10 protein-coding genes and 1 pseudogene are annotated in these 15,930 nt (G+C 71.3%); 4 read left to right on the top strand and 7 right to left on the bottom strand.

Going from position 1 to position 15,930, the window contains the following annotated elements:
- Positions 1-43: 43 nt before the first annotated feature.
- The 3 genes from pepN to IE142_RS26365 all read right to left on the bottom strand — a co-directional run bounded on the left by pepN (position 44) and on the right by IE142_RS26365 (position 3,527).
- Positions 44-2,542 (bottom strand): aminopeptidase N, encoded by a 2,499-nt coding sequence (gene pepN, locus IE142_RS26375; RefSeq protein ID WP_191888053.1) that lies wholly within the window; start codon positions 2,540-2,542, stop codon positions 44-46.
- A gap of 128 nt (positions 2,543-2,670) precedes the next feature.
- Positions 2,671-3,009, bottom strand: a complete 339-nt coding sequence (locus IE142_RS26370; protein ID WP_191888052.1) for a chorismate mutase — start codon at positions 3,007-3,009, stop codon at positions 2,671-2,673.
- A 44-nt stretch (positions 3,010-3,053) separates the two neighbouring features.
- Complete coding sequence (locus IE142_RS26365; RefSeq protein ID WP_229830884.1) at positions 3,054-3,527, bottom strand: GNAT family N-acetyltransferase; 474 nt, start codon at positions 3,525-3,527, stop codon at positions 3,054-3,056.
- A gap of 120 nt (positions 3,528-3,647) precedes the next feature.
- On the opposite strand from IE142_RS26365, the gene IE142_RS26360 reads away from it, so the two are divergent.
- Positions 3,648-4,547, top strand: coding sequence for a hypothetical protein (locus tag IE142_RS26360; RefSeq protein ID WP_107476829.1), 900 nt, complete (start codon positions 3,648-3,650; stop codon positions 4,545-4,547).
- A 52-nt stretch (positions 4,548-4,599) separates the two neighbouring features.
- Here the strand turns inward: IE142_RS26360 and IE142_RS26355 are convergent, their stop codons facing one another.
- Entirely contained in the window at positions 4,600-5,322 is a 723-nt protein-coding gene (locus IE142_RS26355) for a vWA domain-containing protein (RefSeq protein WP_191888051.1), read from the bottom strand.
- Positions 5,323-5,475: 153 nt separating this feature from the next.
- Between IE142_RS26355 and IE142_RS26350 the strand changes: the two genes are divergently transcribed.
- Both IE142_RS26350 and IE142_RS26345 read left to right on the top strand, forming a co-directional pair.
- On the top strand, positions 5,476-6,405 hold the full coding sequence (locus tag IE142_RS26350) for a rhomboid family intramembrane serine protease (RefSeq protein ID WP_191888050.1): 930 nt from the start codon (positions 5,476-5,478) through the stop codon (positions 6,403-6,405).
- Between the two features lie 13 nt (positions 6,406-6,418).
- On the top strand, positions 6,419-7,321 hold the full coding sequence (locus IE142_RS26345; protein ID WP_191888049.1) for a chitosanase: 903 nt from the start codon (positions 6,419-6,421) through the stop codon (positions 7,319-7,321).
- Positions 7,322-7,454: 133 nt separating this feature from the next.
- Here the strand turns inward: IE142_RS26345 and IE142_RS26340 are convergent, their stop codons facing one another.
- The 3 genes from IE142_RS26340 to IE142_RS26330 all read right to left on the bottom strand — a co-directional run bounded on the left by IE142_RS26340 (position 7,455) and on the right by IE142_RS26330 (position 14,611).
- Positions 7,455-8,918 (bottom strand): glutamate synthase subunit beta, encoded by a 1,464-nt coding sequence (locus IE142_RS26340; RefSeq protein ID WP_191888048.1) that lies wholly within the window; start codon positions 8,916-8,918, stop codon positions 7,455-7,457.
- Positions 8,911-13,449: a glutamate synthase large subunit gene (gene gltB / locus IE142_RS26335; RefSeq protein WP_191888089.1), complete on the bottom strand. Its 4,539-nt coding sequence runs from the start codon at positions 13,447-13,449 to the stop codon at positions 8,911-8,913. Before gltB ends, IE142_RS26340 begins: the two co-directional genes overlap by 8 nt.
- Before the next feature lie 430 nt (positions 13,450-13,879).
- Positions 13,880-14,611: a VIT1/CCC1 transporter family protein gene (locus IE142_RS26330; RefSeq protein WP_191888047.1), complete on the bottom strand. Its 732-nt coding sequence runs from the start codon at positions 14,609-14,611 to the stop codon at positions 13,880-13,882.
- A gap of 245 nt (positions 14,612-14,856) precedes the next feature.
- Here IE142_RS26330 and IE142_RS26325 point away from each other — a divergent pair.
- Positions 14,857-15,853: pseudogene (locus tag IE142_RS26325) on the top strand (ADP-ribosylglycohydrolase family protein); the annotation flags it as partial.
- Positions 15,854-15,930: the final 77 nt, after the last annotated feature.

Raw genomic sequence — 15,930 nt, 5'->3', positions numbered from 1 at the left:
CGGCCGGTTCCGGCCCGGTGTGCGGGAACCGGCCGCCATCGGGTCAGCCGGTGGCCGCCTCCCGTACGCGCAGGGCGCGGGCCAGGTCGTCGAGTTGGTCGGTGAGCTTGCGGCGCAGGGCGGGGATGGGGTCGGCATCGCTCAGGCACTGCCGGCCGAGGCGCAGGGTGTCGGTGTCGACGGCGTGGGCGGGGAAGGCCCAGCGGCCGGCGGCTTCGGCGATGGCGGGGCCGCGGCGGGCGGCGACGGCGACGGCTTCGGCGTAGTAGCGGGAGACGTAGTCGCTTACGAGGTCGGCCTGTTCGGGTTGCCAGAAGCCCTGGGCGGTGGCGGTGAACAGGTAGTTGGAGAGGTCGTCGGTGGCGAACATGGCTTCCCAGGAGCGGCTCTTGGCCTCGGCGTCGGGCAGGGCGGCGCGGCAGCGGGCGGCGCCTTCCCGGCCGGTGGCGCTGGGATCGTTCGCGAGTTCGGCGGCGATGGCGGTCTCGTCGGTGGCGCCGAGGACGGCGAGGCGGGTGAGGATGCGCCAGCGCAGTTCGGGGTCGAGTTCGGGGCCGCCGGGGACGGTGCCGTCGGCGAGCCAGGCGGCGATGGTGTCGGGGTGGGCGGCGGTGGCGATGCGGTGGCGGACGGCGATGAGGCGCAGTCCGGGGTGGTCGCCGTCCTCGGTGCGGCGGATGAGGTCGCGGCACAGGTCGGTGAGGGTGGTGAGGGCGGCGGGCCGCTGTTCGGGGGTGAGGTAGCGGTCGGTGACGTGGGCGCCGGCGAAGGAGAGGACGCCGTCGACGAGGGCGAGGTCCCTCTCGTGCGGGAGGTGGGTGCGGGCGATGTCGAGGTAGGCGGTGGGGGCGAGTTCGCCGTCGCGGACGGCGTCGCGCAGGGCGTTCCAGACGACGGCGCGGGTGAGGGAGTCGGGCAGGCCGGACAGGCCGGTGCGCAGGGTCTGGAAGGAGTGGGCGTCGAAGCGGATCTTGGCGTAGGTGAGGTCACCGTCGTTCAGGACGGTGAGGGCGGGGCGTTTGCCGATGGGCCTCGGTTCGCTCTGGGGTACGTCGATGTCGAGGCGTGAGCGCAGGGTGAGGCGGCCTTCGTCGGTGAGGTCGGGGTCGTAGAGGCCGACACGGACGCGGTGGGGGCGGCTGCCGGTGCGGTCGACGGTGAGGGCGCGGTCGCCGTTGTCGCCGGTGATGCGGGGGGTGATGGTGTCGACGCCGGTGGTGCGCAGCCAGGCGTCGGCCCAGGCGTGGACGTCGCGGTCGGTGGCGGCGGCGAGGGAGTCAATGAAGTCGGCGAGGGTGGCGTTGGCGAACTTGTGCCGTTCGAAATGGGTGTTGATGCCGGCGAGGAAGTCCTTCTCGCCGAGCCAGGTGACGAGCTGGCGCAGGGCGGAGGCGCCCTTGGCGTAGGAGATGCCGTCGAAGTTGAGGAGGGCGGAGGCGGTGTCCGAGACGTTCTCGGGGGCGACGGGGTGGGTGGAGGGGCGCTGGTCGGCGTCGTAGCCCCAGGGTTTGCGGGTGACGCCGAAATCGGTCCAGGTGCCGGTGAAGCGGGTGGCTTCGGCGGTGGTCTGGTAACCCATGTACTCGGCGAAGGACTCGTTGAGCCAGATGTCGTCCCACCACTTCAGGGTGACGAGGTCACCGAACCACATGTGGGCCATCTCGTGGGCGATGGTCACGGCGCGGGTCTGGCGCTGGGTGTCGGTGACGGCGGAGCGGAAGACGTACTCGTCGCGGAAGGTGACGAGGCCGGGGTTCTCCATGGCGCCGGCGTTGAACTCGGGGACGAACGCCTGGTCGTAGGAGTCGAAGGGGTAGGGCTCGGTGAACCTCTCGTGGTAGCGGTCGAAGCAGCCGCGGGTGACCTCGAACAGTTCGTCGGCGTCGGCGTCGAGGTGGCGGGCGAGGGAGCGGCGGCAGTGGATGCCGAAGGGCAGACCGCGGTGTTCGGTGCGTACGGAGTGCCAGGGTCCGGCGGCGACGGCGACGAGGTAGGTGGAGACGGGAGGGGTGGTGGCGGCCTTCCAGTGGCCGTCGCCGGTGTGTTCGGTGATGCCGTTGGCGAGGACGGTCCAGCCTTCGGGGGCGGTGACGGTGAGGTCGAAGACGGCCTTCAGGTCGGGCTGGTCGAAGGCGGCGTAGACGCGCTGGACGTCGTCGAGGAAGAGCTGGGTGTAGACGTAGGTCTCGCCGTCGGCGGGGTCGGTGAAGCGGTGCATGCCCTCGCCGGTGCGGGAGTAGCGCATGGCCGCGTCGACGCGCAGTTCGTGCTCGCCGGGAGTGAGGTTCTTCAGCGCGAGCCGGTTCTCGTCGAGCGTGCCGGGGTCGAGGGGATGTCCGTCCAGGGTGACGGTGCGCAGCTCGGCGGGCTTGACCTCGACGAAGGTGTCCGTGGTGTCCGTCTCGTCGCGCACGGTGAAGCGGATGACGGTGCGGGAGTCGAAGGTGTCGTCCCCACGGGTGAGATCGAGGTCGATCGCGTAGTGGTGGACGTCGAGGAGGCTGGCACGGGTCTGCGCTTCGTCGCGCGTGAGTACGGACATGGACGCCATGCTGCCTGATGGCGTCGGCAGGGCACAGAGGCGGATCGGTACGCGGAGTATGTCCGCTCCGTTTCGGAGGGCGGCGTGCTCCCCGGCGCGCCCCCGTGGGCGGGGGCGCCGCTCGGGTCTCAGGCGGGGCCGCTGCCGTTGTTCTCCGCGATGCGCTCGTGGTGGTGGATCACCTCGGCGATGATGAAGTTCAGGAACTTCTCGGCGAACGCCGGGTCCAGCTTGGCGCTCTCGGCGAGGGCGCGCAGGCGGGCGATCTGCTGGGCCTCGCGGGCCGGGTCGGCGGGCGGCAGCTGGTGCCGGGCCTTGAGGTGGCCGACCTGCTGGGTGCATTTGAAGCGCTCGGCGAGCATGTGGACGACGGCCGCGTCGATGTTGTCGATGCTGTCCCTCAGTCGGGCCAGCTCCTCGCGGACGGCGGGGTCGACGGCACCGGTACCGGTGTTGCTGGTGGTCATGAGGGCTCACCCTACGGGCGGGCGCCGGGGCGTCGCAGACCGTCTCAGGGCCCGAGAACCTCTCCGGTGGTGCTCTGCCCGATGCGCTTGTGGAAGTACACGTCCTCGTGTCCGCCGGGTACGCCCTGGATGCGGCCCCGCTCCCGGAAGCCGAGCCTCGGGTAGAAGCCGGGTGCCTGGAAGGTGTAGGTGGACACGATCATGTCGGTGCAGCCGCGCCGGGCGGCCTCGTCCTCCGCCTCGCGCATGAACCGGCTCCCCCAGCCGGCCTGCCGCTGGTCCTCCCGTACCCACAGCATCTCGACCGAGGCGAGGGTAGACCAGGTCCAGCCGGTCAGTCCGCCGATCAGGGCGCCCTCGGCGTCGGTGGCGCGCACGGTGAGGGGTCGAGTGCGGGCGCCGCGGGCGGCGGCGGTGTTGAAGGCGGTCAGCTCGTCGTCGAGCCGCTTCTCCAGGTCGTCGTCGGCGCCGCCCACGTGCAGGGTGGCACCGGGTGCGGTGTGCTGTTCGCTGGTCACGGTCCGGATTCTCTCCGGAGGCCCCGGGTGGGGCGAACGGTTTCGGCCGGGCGGCGGCGGCCCGTGGTGCGGGGCTCCTCGTACAGTGGGAGGAGGGTTCAGGCGTCTTGGGGGTCGGGCGTGGCGAACGGCGGACCGGTCGAGCACGGTTTCCCGCACCTGGAGACGGTGCGGGCCGCCGTCACCGCGCTGTACCGGCGCTTGTCGTACGACACCGTGCGGACGTTCTCGGCGAGTGTGCCTCCGGCGGACGTGGCGTTCTGCGACACCGACGACCTGTATCTGGGCGCCCAGCGGGTGGCTCACGAGCTGGTGCGTCACTACCGTCTCCCGGACGCCCGGATGATCGTCTCCTTCCGGGAGATGACGCACGCGGCGCACGTGGAGCTGACGGCGGGTCCCGAGTACTTCATCGAGTTGAACGACCGCTTCCGCACTCATCGCCGGGACATCGGCGCGGCGCTGGCGCACGAGGTGATGCACGTGTATCTGCACCGCTTGGACCTGTCCTTCCCCGGCACCCGGGACAACGAGATCCTCACGGACACGGCGACGACGTATCTGGGTGCCGGCTGGCTGCTGCTGGACGCCTACCGGGAGGACGGGGCGTCGTCGCAGAAGCTGGGGTATCTGACGCCGGAGGAGTTCGGGTACGTGCTGGCCAAACGGGCGCTGGTGTTCGGGGAGGACCCGTCGGTGTGGTTCACCAGTCCGCAGGCGTACGAGGCCTACGGCAAGGGTCTGGCGCGGGCCCGCCGGGACGAGCGGCAGCCGCCGCTGACGGCGGCCGGCTGGGCGGGCCGCCGCCGGTACGCGCGGGACCGCAGGCACGCGCAGGGTCCGCACGCCTCGTCCGTCCCGCCGGAGGACGGCCCTTACGCGTTCACCTCGCGGGAGCACGGCCCGCTGCGGGTGTCGTTCCCGTGCCCGACCTGTCACCAGCGGATCAGGGTGCCGGTGCGGGGGCGGGTACGGGCGCGGTGCGGGCTGTGCCGGACGGTGCTGGAGTGCGACACCTGACGGGTCGCCGAGGAGCTCCAGGGGGCGGCGCCGGTGCCGCACGCTCCCTTCCCTACGGCCGCACGATGCCCTGCGCCCGTGCGGCCACGAGCCACTTGGGGAACTCGCCCACCAGGCGGTCGTACAGCTCGGCGTCGGAAACCTTCCGCGGGTCGCGGCCGGCGTGGAAGAACCCGGCGTTGTCGACGACCCGCTTGTCCGGCACCGCCAGTTCGTCGAGTTTGCGCAGGTACTCGAACTGGCGGCTGCCCGGGTCGCCGAAGCCGACGAACTGCCAGAACAGCGGCAGGGACGCCGCCTTGCACAGGTACCGCTCGGCGGCGAGCCGGTTGATCGGGCCGCCGTCGGTCTGGAAGACGACGAGGGCGGGGTGGGTGGCGCCGCTGTCGAGGTAGTGGTCGATGACGGCGTCCATGGCCAGGTGGTAGCTGGTCTTGCCCATGTGTCCGAGGTCGGCCACGATCCGCTCGATGCGTCCCCGGTGGTCGGCGAGGGTGATCTCGGTGACGGCGTCGACGTCCGTGGAGAAGAACACCACGGGCACGGTGCCGTCGTCGTCGAGGTGGGCGGACAGCCCCAGCACCCGGTCGGCGAGGGCCTGCACGCTGCCGTCCTTGTAGTACGGCTTCATCGACCCGGAGTAGTCGACGACGAGGTAGACCGCGGCCCGGGTCGCCTCCAGCCCGTGTTCCGTCAGCGACACACCGGCGCGCTTGTACAGATCGACCAGCGCGGGCGCCGTCTCCTGCACCTTGGTGAGACTGATCGCGGCCATGCGGACTCCCCCGTCACCCCTGGGCTTGCGGCTTCTGGCTGCCGAGGTTACGGCACGGCGCACCCCGCCTCTCAGCTCGTCCACAGGCGTTCGCTATTTTGTTCGCCGCCGTCCCCACCGGCTCACCGTCCGTCCCGCCCCGAGGAGCCGGCTGTGGATTCCGAGTCCACCGTCACGACCTGCTACCGCCATCCGGCGGTGGAGTGCCACGTCCGCTGCACCCGCTGCGAGCGGTTCATCTGTCCGGACTGCATGCGTGAGGCCCCCGTCGGCCACCAGTGCCGCGCATGCGTGAAGGAGGGGGCGCGGTCGCTCCGGCGGGCGCGGACCATCGCGGGCGGCCGGGTCCCGGCGTCGCCCGTGGTGACGTACGCGCTGTTCGCGCTGAACGTGGTCGCGTATCTGGCCGAGGCGGTGCGGCCGGAGATCGTGGACCGGTTCTCGATGGTCGGTGCGCGGCTGGTCGGGCAGGACGGCGGCCACTACGTCTACGAGAGCGCGTACTTCGGGCACTTGCGGGCGGAGGGCGTCGCCGCCGGCGAGTGGGAGCGGATGCTCACGAGCTCCTTCCTCCACCTGTCGCCCTTCGAGGGCGCCTTCGGGATCCTGCACATCACCATGAACATGCTGGCGCTGTGGCAACTGGGGCGCGTGGTGGAGCGGATGCTGGGTCGGCTCCGCTTCGTGGTCCTGTATCTGTTGTCCGCGCTGGGAGGTTCGGTCGTGCAGCTGGTCCTGGCCGATCCCGGGCAGTCGTCGGTCGGCGCGTCGGGGGCGGTCTTCGGCGTGGGTGCCGCGTACTACGTCCTGCACCGCCGGCTGGGCGCGGACCTGGCCGCGGTCAACCGTTTCATGATGCTCCTGTTGCTGTGGCTGGTGGTGTCCGCCGGGTTCACTTCCTGGCAGGGGCACCTGGGCGGTCTGCTGGCGGGCGGCGCGGTGGCGCTGGCGTTCGCGTACGCGCCCCGGGACGGGCGCCGGACGGCGGTGCAGGCGGTGGCGTGCGCGGTGCTGGTGGCGCTGCTGGCGGTCGCCGCGGTGGGCAGGGTGACGGAACTGACAGGCGGAGGCATTTCCCTATGAGAGGTATTTCCCGATGAAACGTGCCGGTGTGCTGCTCCTCGCGGCCGTTCCCGTGATCGCCACGGGGGTGTACTTCGTGATGCCGACGGATTCGGCCGACGCCCCGGTGGCGCCTCCCGCGTCCTCCGCCCAGTCGTCCCGACAGGACGCCAAGAGCCGGGCTGAGCAGGAGCGGGAGGCGGACGACGCGCTGATCGCCGACCTGCCGCCGGGGCTCGCCGACCCGGCGAAGAAGGAGTTGGCCCAGCAGTTGGTGTCCAGCGCCGAGAACTCGACGACCGAGTGGCGCACCTCGTACGGCACGATCGACGACCTCGGCGACGGGTGCGGCTACACGGCGGGCATCATCGGCTTCTGCACCGCCACCCACGACCTGCTCACGCTGGTCGAGCGCTACACGAAGGCGCATCCGGACAACGGCCTGGCGACGTATCTGCCCGCCCTGCGCGAGGTGGACGGCACCGACTCCCACGAGGGTCTGGACCCCGGCTTCACGGCCGCCTGGCAGGCGGAGGCCGAGCGGCCGGAGTTCCGCAAGGCGCAGGAGGAGGAGCGCGACCGGGTCTACTTCGAGCCGGCGGTCCGCCTCGCCAAGCTGGACGGGCTCGGCACGCTCGGCCAGTTCGTGTACTTCGACGCGATGGTCTTCCACGGCCCCGACACGGACGCCGAGGGCTTCTACGGGCTGCGCGAGCGGGCCATGGAGAAGGCGAAGACGCCGGCCCGGGCCGGCTCCGAGAAGGCCTATCTCAAGGCGTTCCTGGACGTCCGCCGCGAGGCCATGCTGGCCAAGCGTCCGGGCATCGACACCTCCCGCGTCGACACCGCGCAGCGCCGGTGGCTGCGGGAGGGGAACCTGGACCTGGACGTGCCGCTGGTGTGGGAGATGTACGGGGACACGTACCGGCTGCCGTAGGCGTCCGCGGGCGCATGCGACGGCGCCTGCCCCTTTGTCCGGTCGGGGACAGGGCAGGCGCCATCAGTGTTCCGTACGCCTTTGTACGGGACGTTCTTCGGTTGTTCCGTCCGTCGGGACGGTTGTCCGTCCGTCAGACCGCGAGGGCGCGGTCCGTCGGGCGGATCGGAGCCGGCAGTTCGCTGGCCCCGGTCAGGAAGCTGTCGGCGCCGCGGGCGGCGGAGCGTCCCTCGGCGATCGCCCAGACGATGAGCGACTGGCCGCGGCCGGCGTCGCCGGCGACGAACACACCCGGCACATTGGTCTGGAAGTCGGCGTCCCGGGCGATGTTACCGCGTTCGTCGAGCTCCAGTCCGAACTGGTCGACCAGGCCGTTCTCCCGGTCGGTGCCGGTGAAGCCCATGGCGAGGGTGACCAGCTGGGCCGGGATCTTGCGCTCGGTGCCCGGCTTCGGGGTCAGCTTGCCCTCGACGAACTCGACCTCGCTCATGTGCAGCCACTGGACGTTGCCGTCCTCGTCGCCCTCGAAGTGGGTGGTGGAGACGGCGTAGACCCGCTCACCGCCCTCCTCGTGGGCGCTGGTGACCTTGTAGAGCATCGGGAAGGTCGGCCACGGCTGGGTGACCGGGTTCCGCTCCTCGCCCGGCCGGGGCATGATCTCCAGCTGGGTGACGGAGGCCGCGCCCTGGCGGTGGGCGGTGCCCACGCAGTCGGCGCCGGTGTCGCCGCCGCCGATGACGACGACGTGCTTGCCCTCGGCCGTGATCGGCGGGGAGACGTAGTCGCCCTCCTGGACCTTGTTGGCCAGGGGCAGGTACTCCATCGCCTGGTAGATGCCCTTGAGTTCCCGGCCCGGGACCGGCAGGTCGCGGGCGGTGGTGGCGCCGGCGGCGATGACGACGGCGTCGTAGCGCTTCTTCAGGTCGGTCGCCTTGACGTCGCGGCCGATCTCGACGCCGGTGCGGAAGCGGGTGCCCTCCGCGCGCATCTGCTCGATGCGGCGGTTGATGTGCCGCTTCTCCATCTTGAACTCGGGGATGCCGTAGCGCAGCAGGCCGCCGATGCGGTCGGCGCGCTCGTAGACGGCGACGGTGTGGCCGGCCCGGGTGAGCTGCTGGGCGGCGGCCAGGCCCGCGGGGCCCGAGCCGATGACGGCGACGGTCTTGCCGGACAGGCGCTCGGGGATCTGCGGGGCGACGTCTCCGGTCTCCCACGCCTTGTCGATGATCGAGACCTCGACGTTCTTGATGGTGACCGGCGGCTGGTTGATGCCGAGCACGCACGCCGACTCGCACGGGGCCGGGCACAGGCGGCCGGTGAACTCCGGGAAGTTGTTGGTGGCGTGCAGGCGCTCCTGCGCGGCCTGCCAGTCCTCGCGGTAGGCGTAGTCGTTCCACTCGGGGATCAGGTTCCCGAGCGGGCAGCCGTTGTGACAGAACGGGATGCCGCAGTCCATGCACCGGCTGGCCTGCTTGCTGATGATCGGCAGCAGGGAGCCGGGGACGTAGACCTCGTTCCAGTCCTTGACGCGCTCCTCGACGGGGCGGGTCTTGGCGACCTCGCGCCCGTGGTTCAGGAAGCCCTTGGGATCAGCCATTGGTCGCCGCCTCCATCATCTTCTCGGTGATCTCGGTCTCGGAGAGACCGGCTCGCTCGGCGGCGTCCTTGGCGGCGAGCACTGCCTTGTACGTGCTGGGGATGATCTTGCTGAACCGCTCGACGGCGGCGGGCCACTCGGCGAGCAGCTTCTCGGCGACGGTGGAGCCCGTCTCCTCCTGGTGCCGGCGCACGACGTCGTGCAGCCACTCGCGGTCGGCCTCGTCCAGCGCCTCGATGGCGCCCGCGTTGCCCGCGTTGACGTTGTCGCGGTCCAGGTCGATGACGTAGGCGATGCCGCCGGACATGCCGGCCGCGAAGTTGCGCCCGGTCTCGCCGAGGACCACCGCGTGGCCGCCGGTCATGTACTCGCAGCCGTGGTCGCCGACGCCCTCGGAGACGACCGTCGCGCCGGAGTTGCGGACGCAGAAGCGCTCGCCGACCTTGCCGCGCAGGAACATCTCGCCGCCGGTGGCGCCGTAGCCGATGGTGTTGCCGGCGATGGTGGAGTACTCGGCGAGGTGGTCGGCGCCCCGGTCCGGACGGACGATGATCCGGCCGCCGGAGAGGCCCTTGCCTACGTAGTCGTTGGCGTCGCCCTCCAGGCGCAGCGTGATGCCGCGCGGGACGAAGGCACCGAAGGACTGGCCCGCGGAGCCGGTGAAGGTGATGGCGACGGTGTCGTCGGGCAGGCCCGCGCCGCCGAACTTCTTGGTCACCTCGTGGCCGAGCATGGTGCCGACCGTGCGGTTGATGTTGCGGATGGCGACCTGGGCGCGCACCGGGGCGGCGTCGGTGGCGTCCGTGGCGCCGAGCGCGTCCGCCGCGAGCTTGATCAGCTGGTTGTCGAGGGCCTTCTCCAGGCCGTGGTCCTGGACGGTCGCCCGGTGGCGCACCGCGCCCTGCGGCAGCTCGGGCACGTGGAACAGCGGCTCCAGGTCCAGGCCCTGCGCCTTCCAGTGGTCGACGGCGCGGGTGACGTCGAGGGTCTCGGCGTGACCGACGGCCTCCTCGATGGAGCGGAAGCCCAGCTCGGCGAGGATCTCGCGGACCTCTTCGGCGATGAACTTGAAGAAGTTGACGATGTACTCGGCCTTGCCGGAGAACCGGTCGCGCAGCACCGGGTTCTGGGTGGCGATGCCGACCGGGCAGGTGTCCAGGTGGCAGACGCGCATCATGACGCAGCCGGAGACGACGAGCGGCGCGGTCGCGAAACCGAACTCCTCGGCGCCGAGCAGCGCGGCGATGACGACGTCGCGGCCGGTCTTGAGCTGGCCGTCGGTCTGCACGACGATCCGGTCGCGCAGGCCGTTGAGCAGCAGGGTCTGCTGGGTCTCGGCGAGGCCGAGCTCCCAGGGGCCGCCCGCGTGCTTGAGCGACGTCAGCGGGGAGGCGCCCGTGCCGCCGTCGTGGCCGGAGATGAGGACGACGTCCGCGTGCGCCTTCGACACACCCGCCGCGACCGTGCCGACGCCGACCTCGGAGACCAGCTTGACGTGAATTCGCGCCCGCGGGTTCGCGTTCTTCAGGTCGTGGATCAGCTGGGCCAGGTCCTCGATGGAGTAGATGTCGTGGTGCGGCGGAGGGGAGATCAGGCCCACGCCGGGCGTCGAGTGACGCGTCTTGGCGACCCACGGGTAGACCTTGTGGCCGGGCAGCTGGCCGCCCTCGCCGGGCTTGGCGCCCTGAGCCATCTTGATCTGGATGTCGTCGGCGTTGACCAGGTACTCGGAGGTCACGCCGAAGCGGCCCGACGCCACCTGCTTGATCGACGACCGGCGCGCCGGGTCGTACAGGCGCTCCGGGTCCTCGCCGCCCTCGCCGGTGTTGGACTTGCCGCCCAGCTGGTTCATGGCGATGGCGAGGGTCTCGTGCGCCTCCTGGGAGATGGAGCCGTACGACATGGCGCCGGTGGAGAAGCGCTTGACGATCTCGGAGACGGGCTCGACCTCGTCGATCGGGATCGGCTGCCGGTCGCTCTTGAAGCCGAACAGGCCGCGCAGCGTCATCAGGCGCTCGGACTGCTCGTTCACGCGCTCGGTGTACTTCTTGAAGATGTCGTACTTGCCGGAGCGCGTGGAGTGCTGGAGGCGGAAGACCGTCTCCGGGTCGAACAGGTGGGGCTCGCCCTCGCGGCGCCACTGGTACTCGCCGCCGATGTCGAGGGCGCGGTGGGCGGGCGCGATGCCGCTGGCCGGGTAGGCCTTGGCGTGGCGGGCGGCGACCTCCTGGGCGACGACATCGATGCCGACGCCGCCGATCTTGGTGGCGGTGCCGTTGAAGTACTTCTCGACGAAGGCCTCGTCCAGGCCGACGGCCTCGAAGACCTGGGCGCCGCGGTAGGAGGCGACGGTGGAGATGCCCATCTTGGACATAACCTTGAGGACGCCCTTGCCGAGGGCGTAGATCAGGTTACGGATGGCCTGCTCGGACTCGATGCCGGGCAGGAAGGTGCCCGCGCGGACCAGGTCCTCGACGGACTCCATGGCCAGGTACGGGTTGACCGCGGCGGCGCCGTAGCCGATGAGCAGGGCGACGTGGTGGACCTCGCGGACGTCGCCGGCCTCGACCAGCAGGCCCACCTCGGTGCGCTGCTTGGTGCGGATGAGGTGGTGGTGGACGGCGGCGGTGAGCAGCAGCGACGGGATCGGCGCGTGCTCGGCGTCCGAGTGGCGGTCGGAGAGGACGATCAGCCGGGCGCCGTTCTCGATGGCGGCGTCGGTCTCGGCGCAGATCTCCTCTATGCGGGCGGCCAGCGCGTCGCCGCCGCCGTGCACCCGGTAGAGGCCGGAGAGGGTCGCGGCCTTGAAGCCGGGCATGTCGCCGTCGGCGTTGATGTGGATGAGCTTGGCCAGCTCGTCGTTGTCGATCACCGGGAACGGCAGCAGGACGCTGCGGCAGGAGGCGGCCGACGGCTCCAGCAGGTTGCCCTGCGGGCCCAGCGAGGAGCGCAGGGAGGTGACCAGTTCCTCGCGGATGGCGTCCAGCGGCGGGTTGGTGACCTGGGCGAAGAGCTGGGTGAAGTAGTCGAAGAGCAGCCGGGGGCGGTCGGAGAGCGCGGCGATGGGCGAGTCGGTGCCCATGGAGCCGATCGGCTCGGCGCCGGCCTTGGCCATCGGTGCGAGGATGACGCGCAGCTCCTCCTCGGTGTACCCGAAGGTCTGCTGGCGGCGGGTGACCGAGGCGTGGGTGTGCACGATGTGCTCGCGCTCGGGCAGGTCGGACAGCTCGATCTCGCCGGCTTCCATCCACTCGCCGTACGGCTGCTCGGCGGCGAGCTGGGCCTTGATCTCGTCGTCCTCGATGATGCGGTGCTCGGCGGTGTCCACCAGGAACATGCGGCCGGGCTGCAGGCGGCCCTTGCGGACGACCTTCGCGGGGTCGATGTCGAGGACGCCGACCTCGGAGCCGAGCACGACGAGGCCGTCGTCGGTGACCCAGTAGCGGCCGGGGCGCAGGCCGTTGCGGTCGAGGACGGCGCCGACCTGGGTGCCGTCGGTGAAGGTGACGCAGGCGGGGCCGTCCCAGGGCTCCATCATCGTGGAGTGGAACTGGTAGAAGGCGCGCCGGGCCGGGTCCATGGAGTCGTGGTTCTCCCACGCCTCCGGGATCATCATCAGCACGGAGTGCGGCAGCGAGCGCCCGCCGAGGTGGAGCAGCTCCAGGACCTCGTCGAAGGAGGCGGAGTCCGAGGCGTCCGGCGTGCAGATCGGGAAGAGCCGGTCCAGGTCGGAGGACGAGCCGAGGACGTCGGAGGCGAGCTGGGACTCGCGGGCGCGCATCCAGTTGCGGTTGCCCTTGACCGTGTTGATCTCGCCGTTGTGCGCGACGAACCGGTACGGGTGGGCGAGCGGCCAGCTCGGGAAGGTGTTGGTGGAGAACCGGGAGTGCACGAGCGCGATCGCGGAGGCGAAGCGACGGTCGGAGAGGTCCGGGAAGAAGGGTTCGAGCTGGCCGGTGGTCAGCATGCCCTTGTAGACGATGGTCCGCGCGGACAGCGACGGGAAGTAGACGCCGACCTCGCGCTCGGCGCGCTTGCGCAGCGCGAAGGCGCGGCGGTCGAGGGCGATGCCCTGCGAGACGCCGTCGGTCACGAAGATCTGGCGGAAGACCGGCATGGTCGAGCGCGCGGTGGCGCCGAGCATCTGCGGGGCGACCGGGACCTCGCGCCAGCCGAGGACGGTGAGGCCCTCCTCGCCGGCGATCGTCTCGATGCGTGAGACGGCGTCCTCGGTGCCGTCGACCGGCAGGAAGGCGATGCCGACGGCGTACGCCCCGGCCTCGGGCACGTCAAATCCGGCCACCTCGCGGAAGAAGGCGTCGGGCACCTGGGAGAGGATGCCCGCGCCGTCGCCCGAGTCGGGCTCGGAGCCGGTGGCACCGCGGTGCTCCAGGTTGCGCAGCACGGTGAGTGCCTGGTCGACCAGGGTGTGCGATGCCTCGCCGGTGAGAGTGGCGACGAAACCGACGCCGCATGCGTCGTGCTCGTTGCGGGGGTCGTACATACCCTGCGCGGCAGGGCGAGCATCCATGAAGGACCAGTTCTGGCCATTCGCGGAGTGCTGGGACGGCTGGCGCGGCGTACGCATCGGCTCTCCCGTCGTCGTCATCTGGCATGTGCAAGTGCCGAGGGACGACGTTGGCCCTCTGCGTGGAGATCAAAATTTCGTGCAGGTTACATGATGGAGCGGTTCTCGGGAACCGGGATAATCCGTTCCAACATGCGGACACCGGGTGGGTCGAGGCAGGGGTTCCGTACCCGGCGGTGGGGGCTACGAGGGCCGAGGCGGACAGATCGATGTCCGTCGGTCCGAGGGCGCGGAGAGAGCTTCGTCGCCCACTCCGCGGGTGCGCGGCGGGCCTCGTTGCCCACAGCGCTTACGGCTCATGCCCGGGGATCACGCACTCGAAACCAGCGAGTAACGGCTACCTATGCGGTCCGACGCATAGGTTCGAGCCGGGCTATCCTACGGCCGTCCCGAACAGGCTGCCCAGGGCGTACGTCACACCGGCCGCGGCGCCACCGAGGGCGAGCTGCCGCAGGCCGCTGTACCACCAGCTGCGTGCCGTCACCTTGGCCACCACCGCGCCGCACAGGAACAGCCCCGCGAGCGCGAGCAGCACGGCGGGCCACAGGGCGTCGGCGCCGAGCAGGAACGGCAGCACGGGAAGCAGCGCGCCGAGCGCGAAGGAACCGAACGACGACACGGCCGCGACCAGCGGGGACGGCAGGTCGGAGGGGTCGATGCCCAGCTCTTCGCGGGCGTGTATCTCCAGCGCCTGCTCCGGGTCGCGGGACAGTTGCCGGGCCACCTCCCGCGCTAGCCCCCGCTCCACACCCCGCGCCTCGTAGAGCGCGGCCAGCTCGGCCTCCTCGTCCGCCGGGTGCTTGCGCAGCTCGCGGCGCTCGACGTCCAGCTCGGCCTCGACGAGTTCGCGCTGCGAGGCGACGGAGGTGTACTCGCCGGCGGCCATGGAGAAAGCGCCGGCTGCGAGACCCGCGAGCCCGCTGATCACCACGGTCTGCTGACTCGCCGTACCGCCGGCGACGCCGGTCATCAGGGCGAGGTTGGAGACCAGGCCGTCCATCGCGCCGAAGACGGCGGGGCGCAGCCAGCCGCCGTTGACGTCGCGGTGGGTGTGGTTGTCGCGGTGCGCCTCGTGCAGCGGCGCCTCGGTCTCGATGATGGCCATGCGGGCCCCCGGAAGGTTGGTTCGGATAGCCAGATTGGACTGGGTCTACTTTTTAACAGAACCCAATCTACGCCGGTCATTTCCGCGTCGCCAGCAAGGAAAGGCTGGTCTTACCTGCGGCTTTACCGTTCGACGCTCATCCGTGATCTTGCCCGCACAGATGTCGTCCGGGTGACGCTGCGGCCCGTGAGGCTGCGACGCGCGACGCGCCGGGGACACATCCGCAAAGGGAGAGGAGAGGCCGCATGGCATCCACCGCCTGCATTCCGCCGGCCGCCGCGCCGGGGGACGCCGTCGGACTCCGCGAACGGGCCCGGGGCGCGCTGCTCGGTCTGGCCGTCGGGGACGCCCTCGGAGCGCCGGCCGAGAACATGAAGCCTTCCGAGATCCGCGCGCGCTGGGGCCGCATCACGGGTTACGTGGTCCAGAGGCCGGCCGGCACCGACGACACCGAGTACGCGATCTTCTCCGGGCTGCTGCTGGCCCGGTACGGTTCAGCGCTCACCCCGGCCCACGTGGAGACGGCCTGGCACGAGTGGATCGCGGACCGCGAGGAGGGCCCGTTCCGGGGGGCGGGCTTCAGCGAGCGCGGCACCCTGGAGAACCTGCGCCGCGGGCTGGCCGCCCCCATCTCCGCCCAGCACCGGCACGCCTGGAGCGACGGGCTCGCCATGCGGGCAGCGCCGCACGGTGTGTTCGCGGCGGGCCGTCCCGCCGAGGCGGCCCGGCTGGTGGCGATCGACGGCTCGGTCAGCCACGACGGCGAGGGCATCCACGGCGGCCAGGCGGTGGCGGCGGGGGTCGCGGCGGCGATGGCGGGGGCGTCGACCGACGCGGTGGTGGCCTCCGCGCTGGCCGTCGTCCCGGAGGACTCCTGGACGGCCCGCTGCCTGCGCCGGGCGATGACGGCGGCCCACCTCGGCGAACGCGCCGTCCGCTCGGCGGTGGTCATCGGCGGTTATCCCTGGACCGACCTCGCCCCCGAGGCGGTCGCCCTCGCCTTCGGGGCGTACGCGGCGGCAGACGGCGACTTCACGGACGCGGTGCTGACGGCCGTCAACATGGGACGCGACGCCGACACCACGGCGGCGGTGGCCGGCGCCCTGGCGGGCGCCGCCCGAGGGGTCGCCGCGATCCCGGCCGAGTGGGCGTCGGCCATCGGCCCGGCCCGGGGCAGCTGCCTGCCGGCGATGGCGGGACACCATGTGCTGGAGGTGGCCGATCTGCTGACGCGGGCCGCGGACGAGGCGCGCCTGACGCGTCCCGGGCGTGCCGCCGGGACTCCCGCGGCGGGTGGCGACGGCGTACTCGCCGGGGAC

Source organism: Streptomyces mutabilis, assembly GCF_014649815.1.
In the GTDB taxonomy this organism is placed as follows: domain Bacteria; phylum Actinomycetota; class Actinomycetes; order Streptomycetales; family Streptomycetaceae; genus Streptomyces; species Streptomyces mutabilis.
This window is presented reverse-complemented; position numbering and strand designations above follow the sequence as displayed.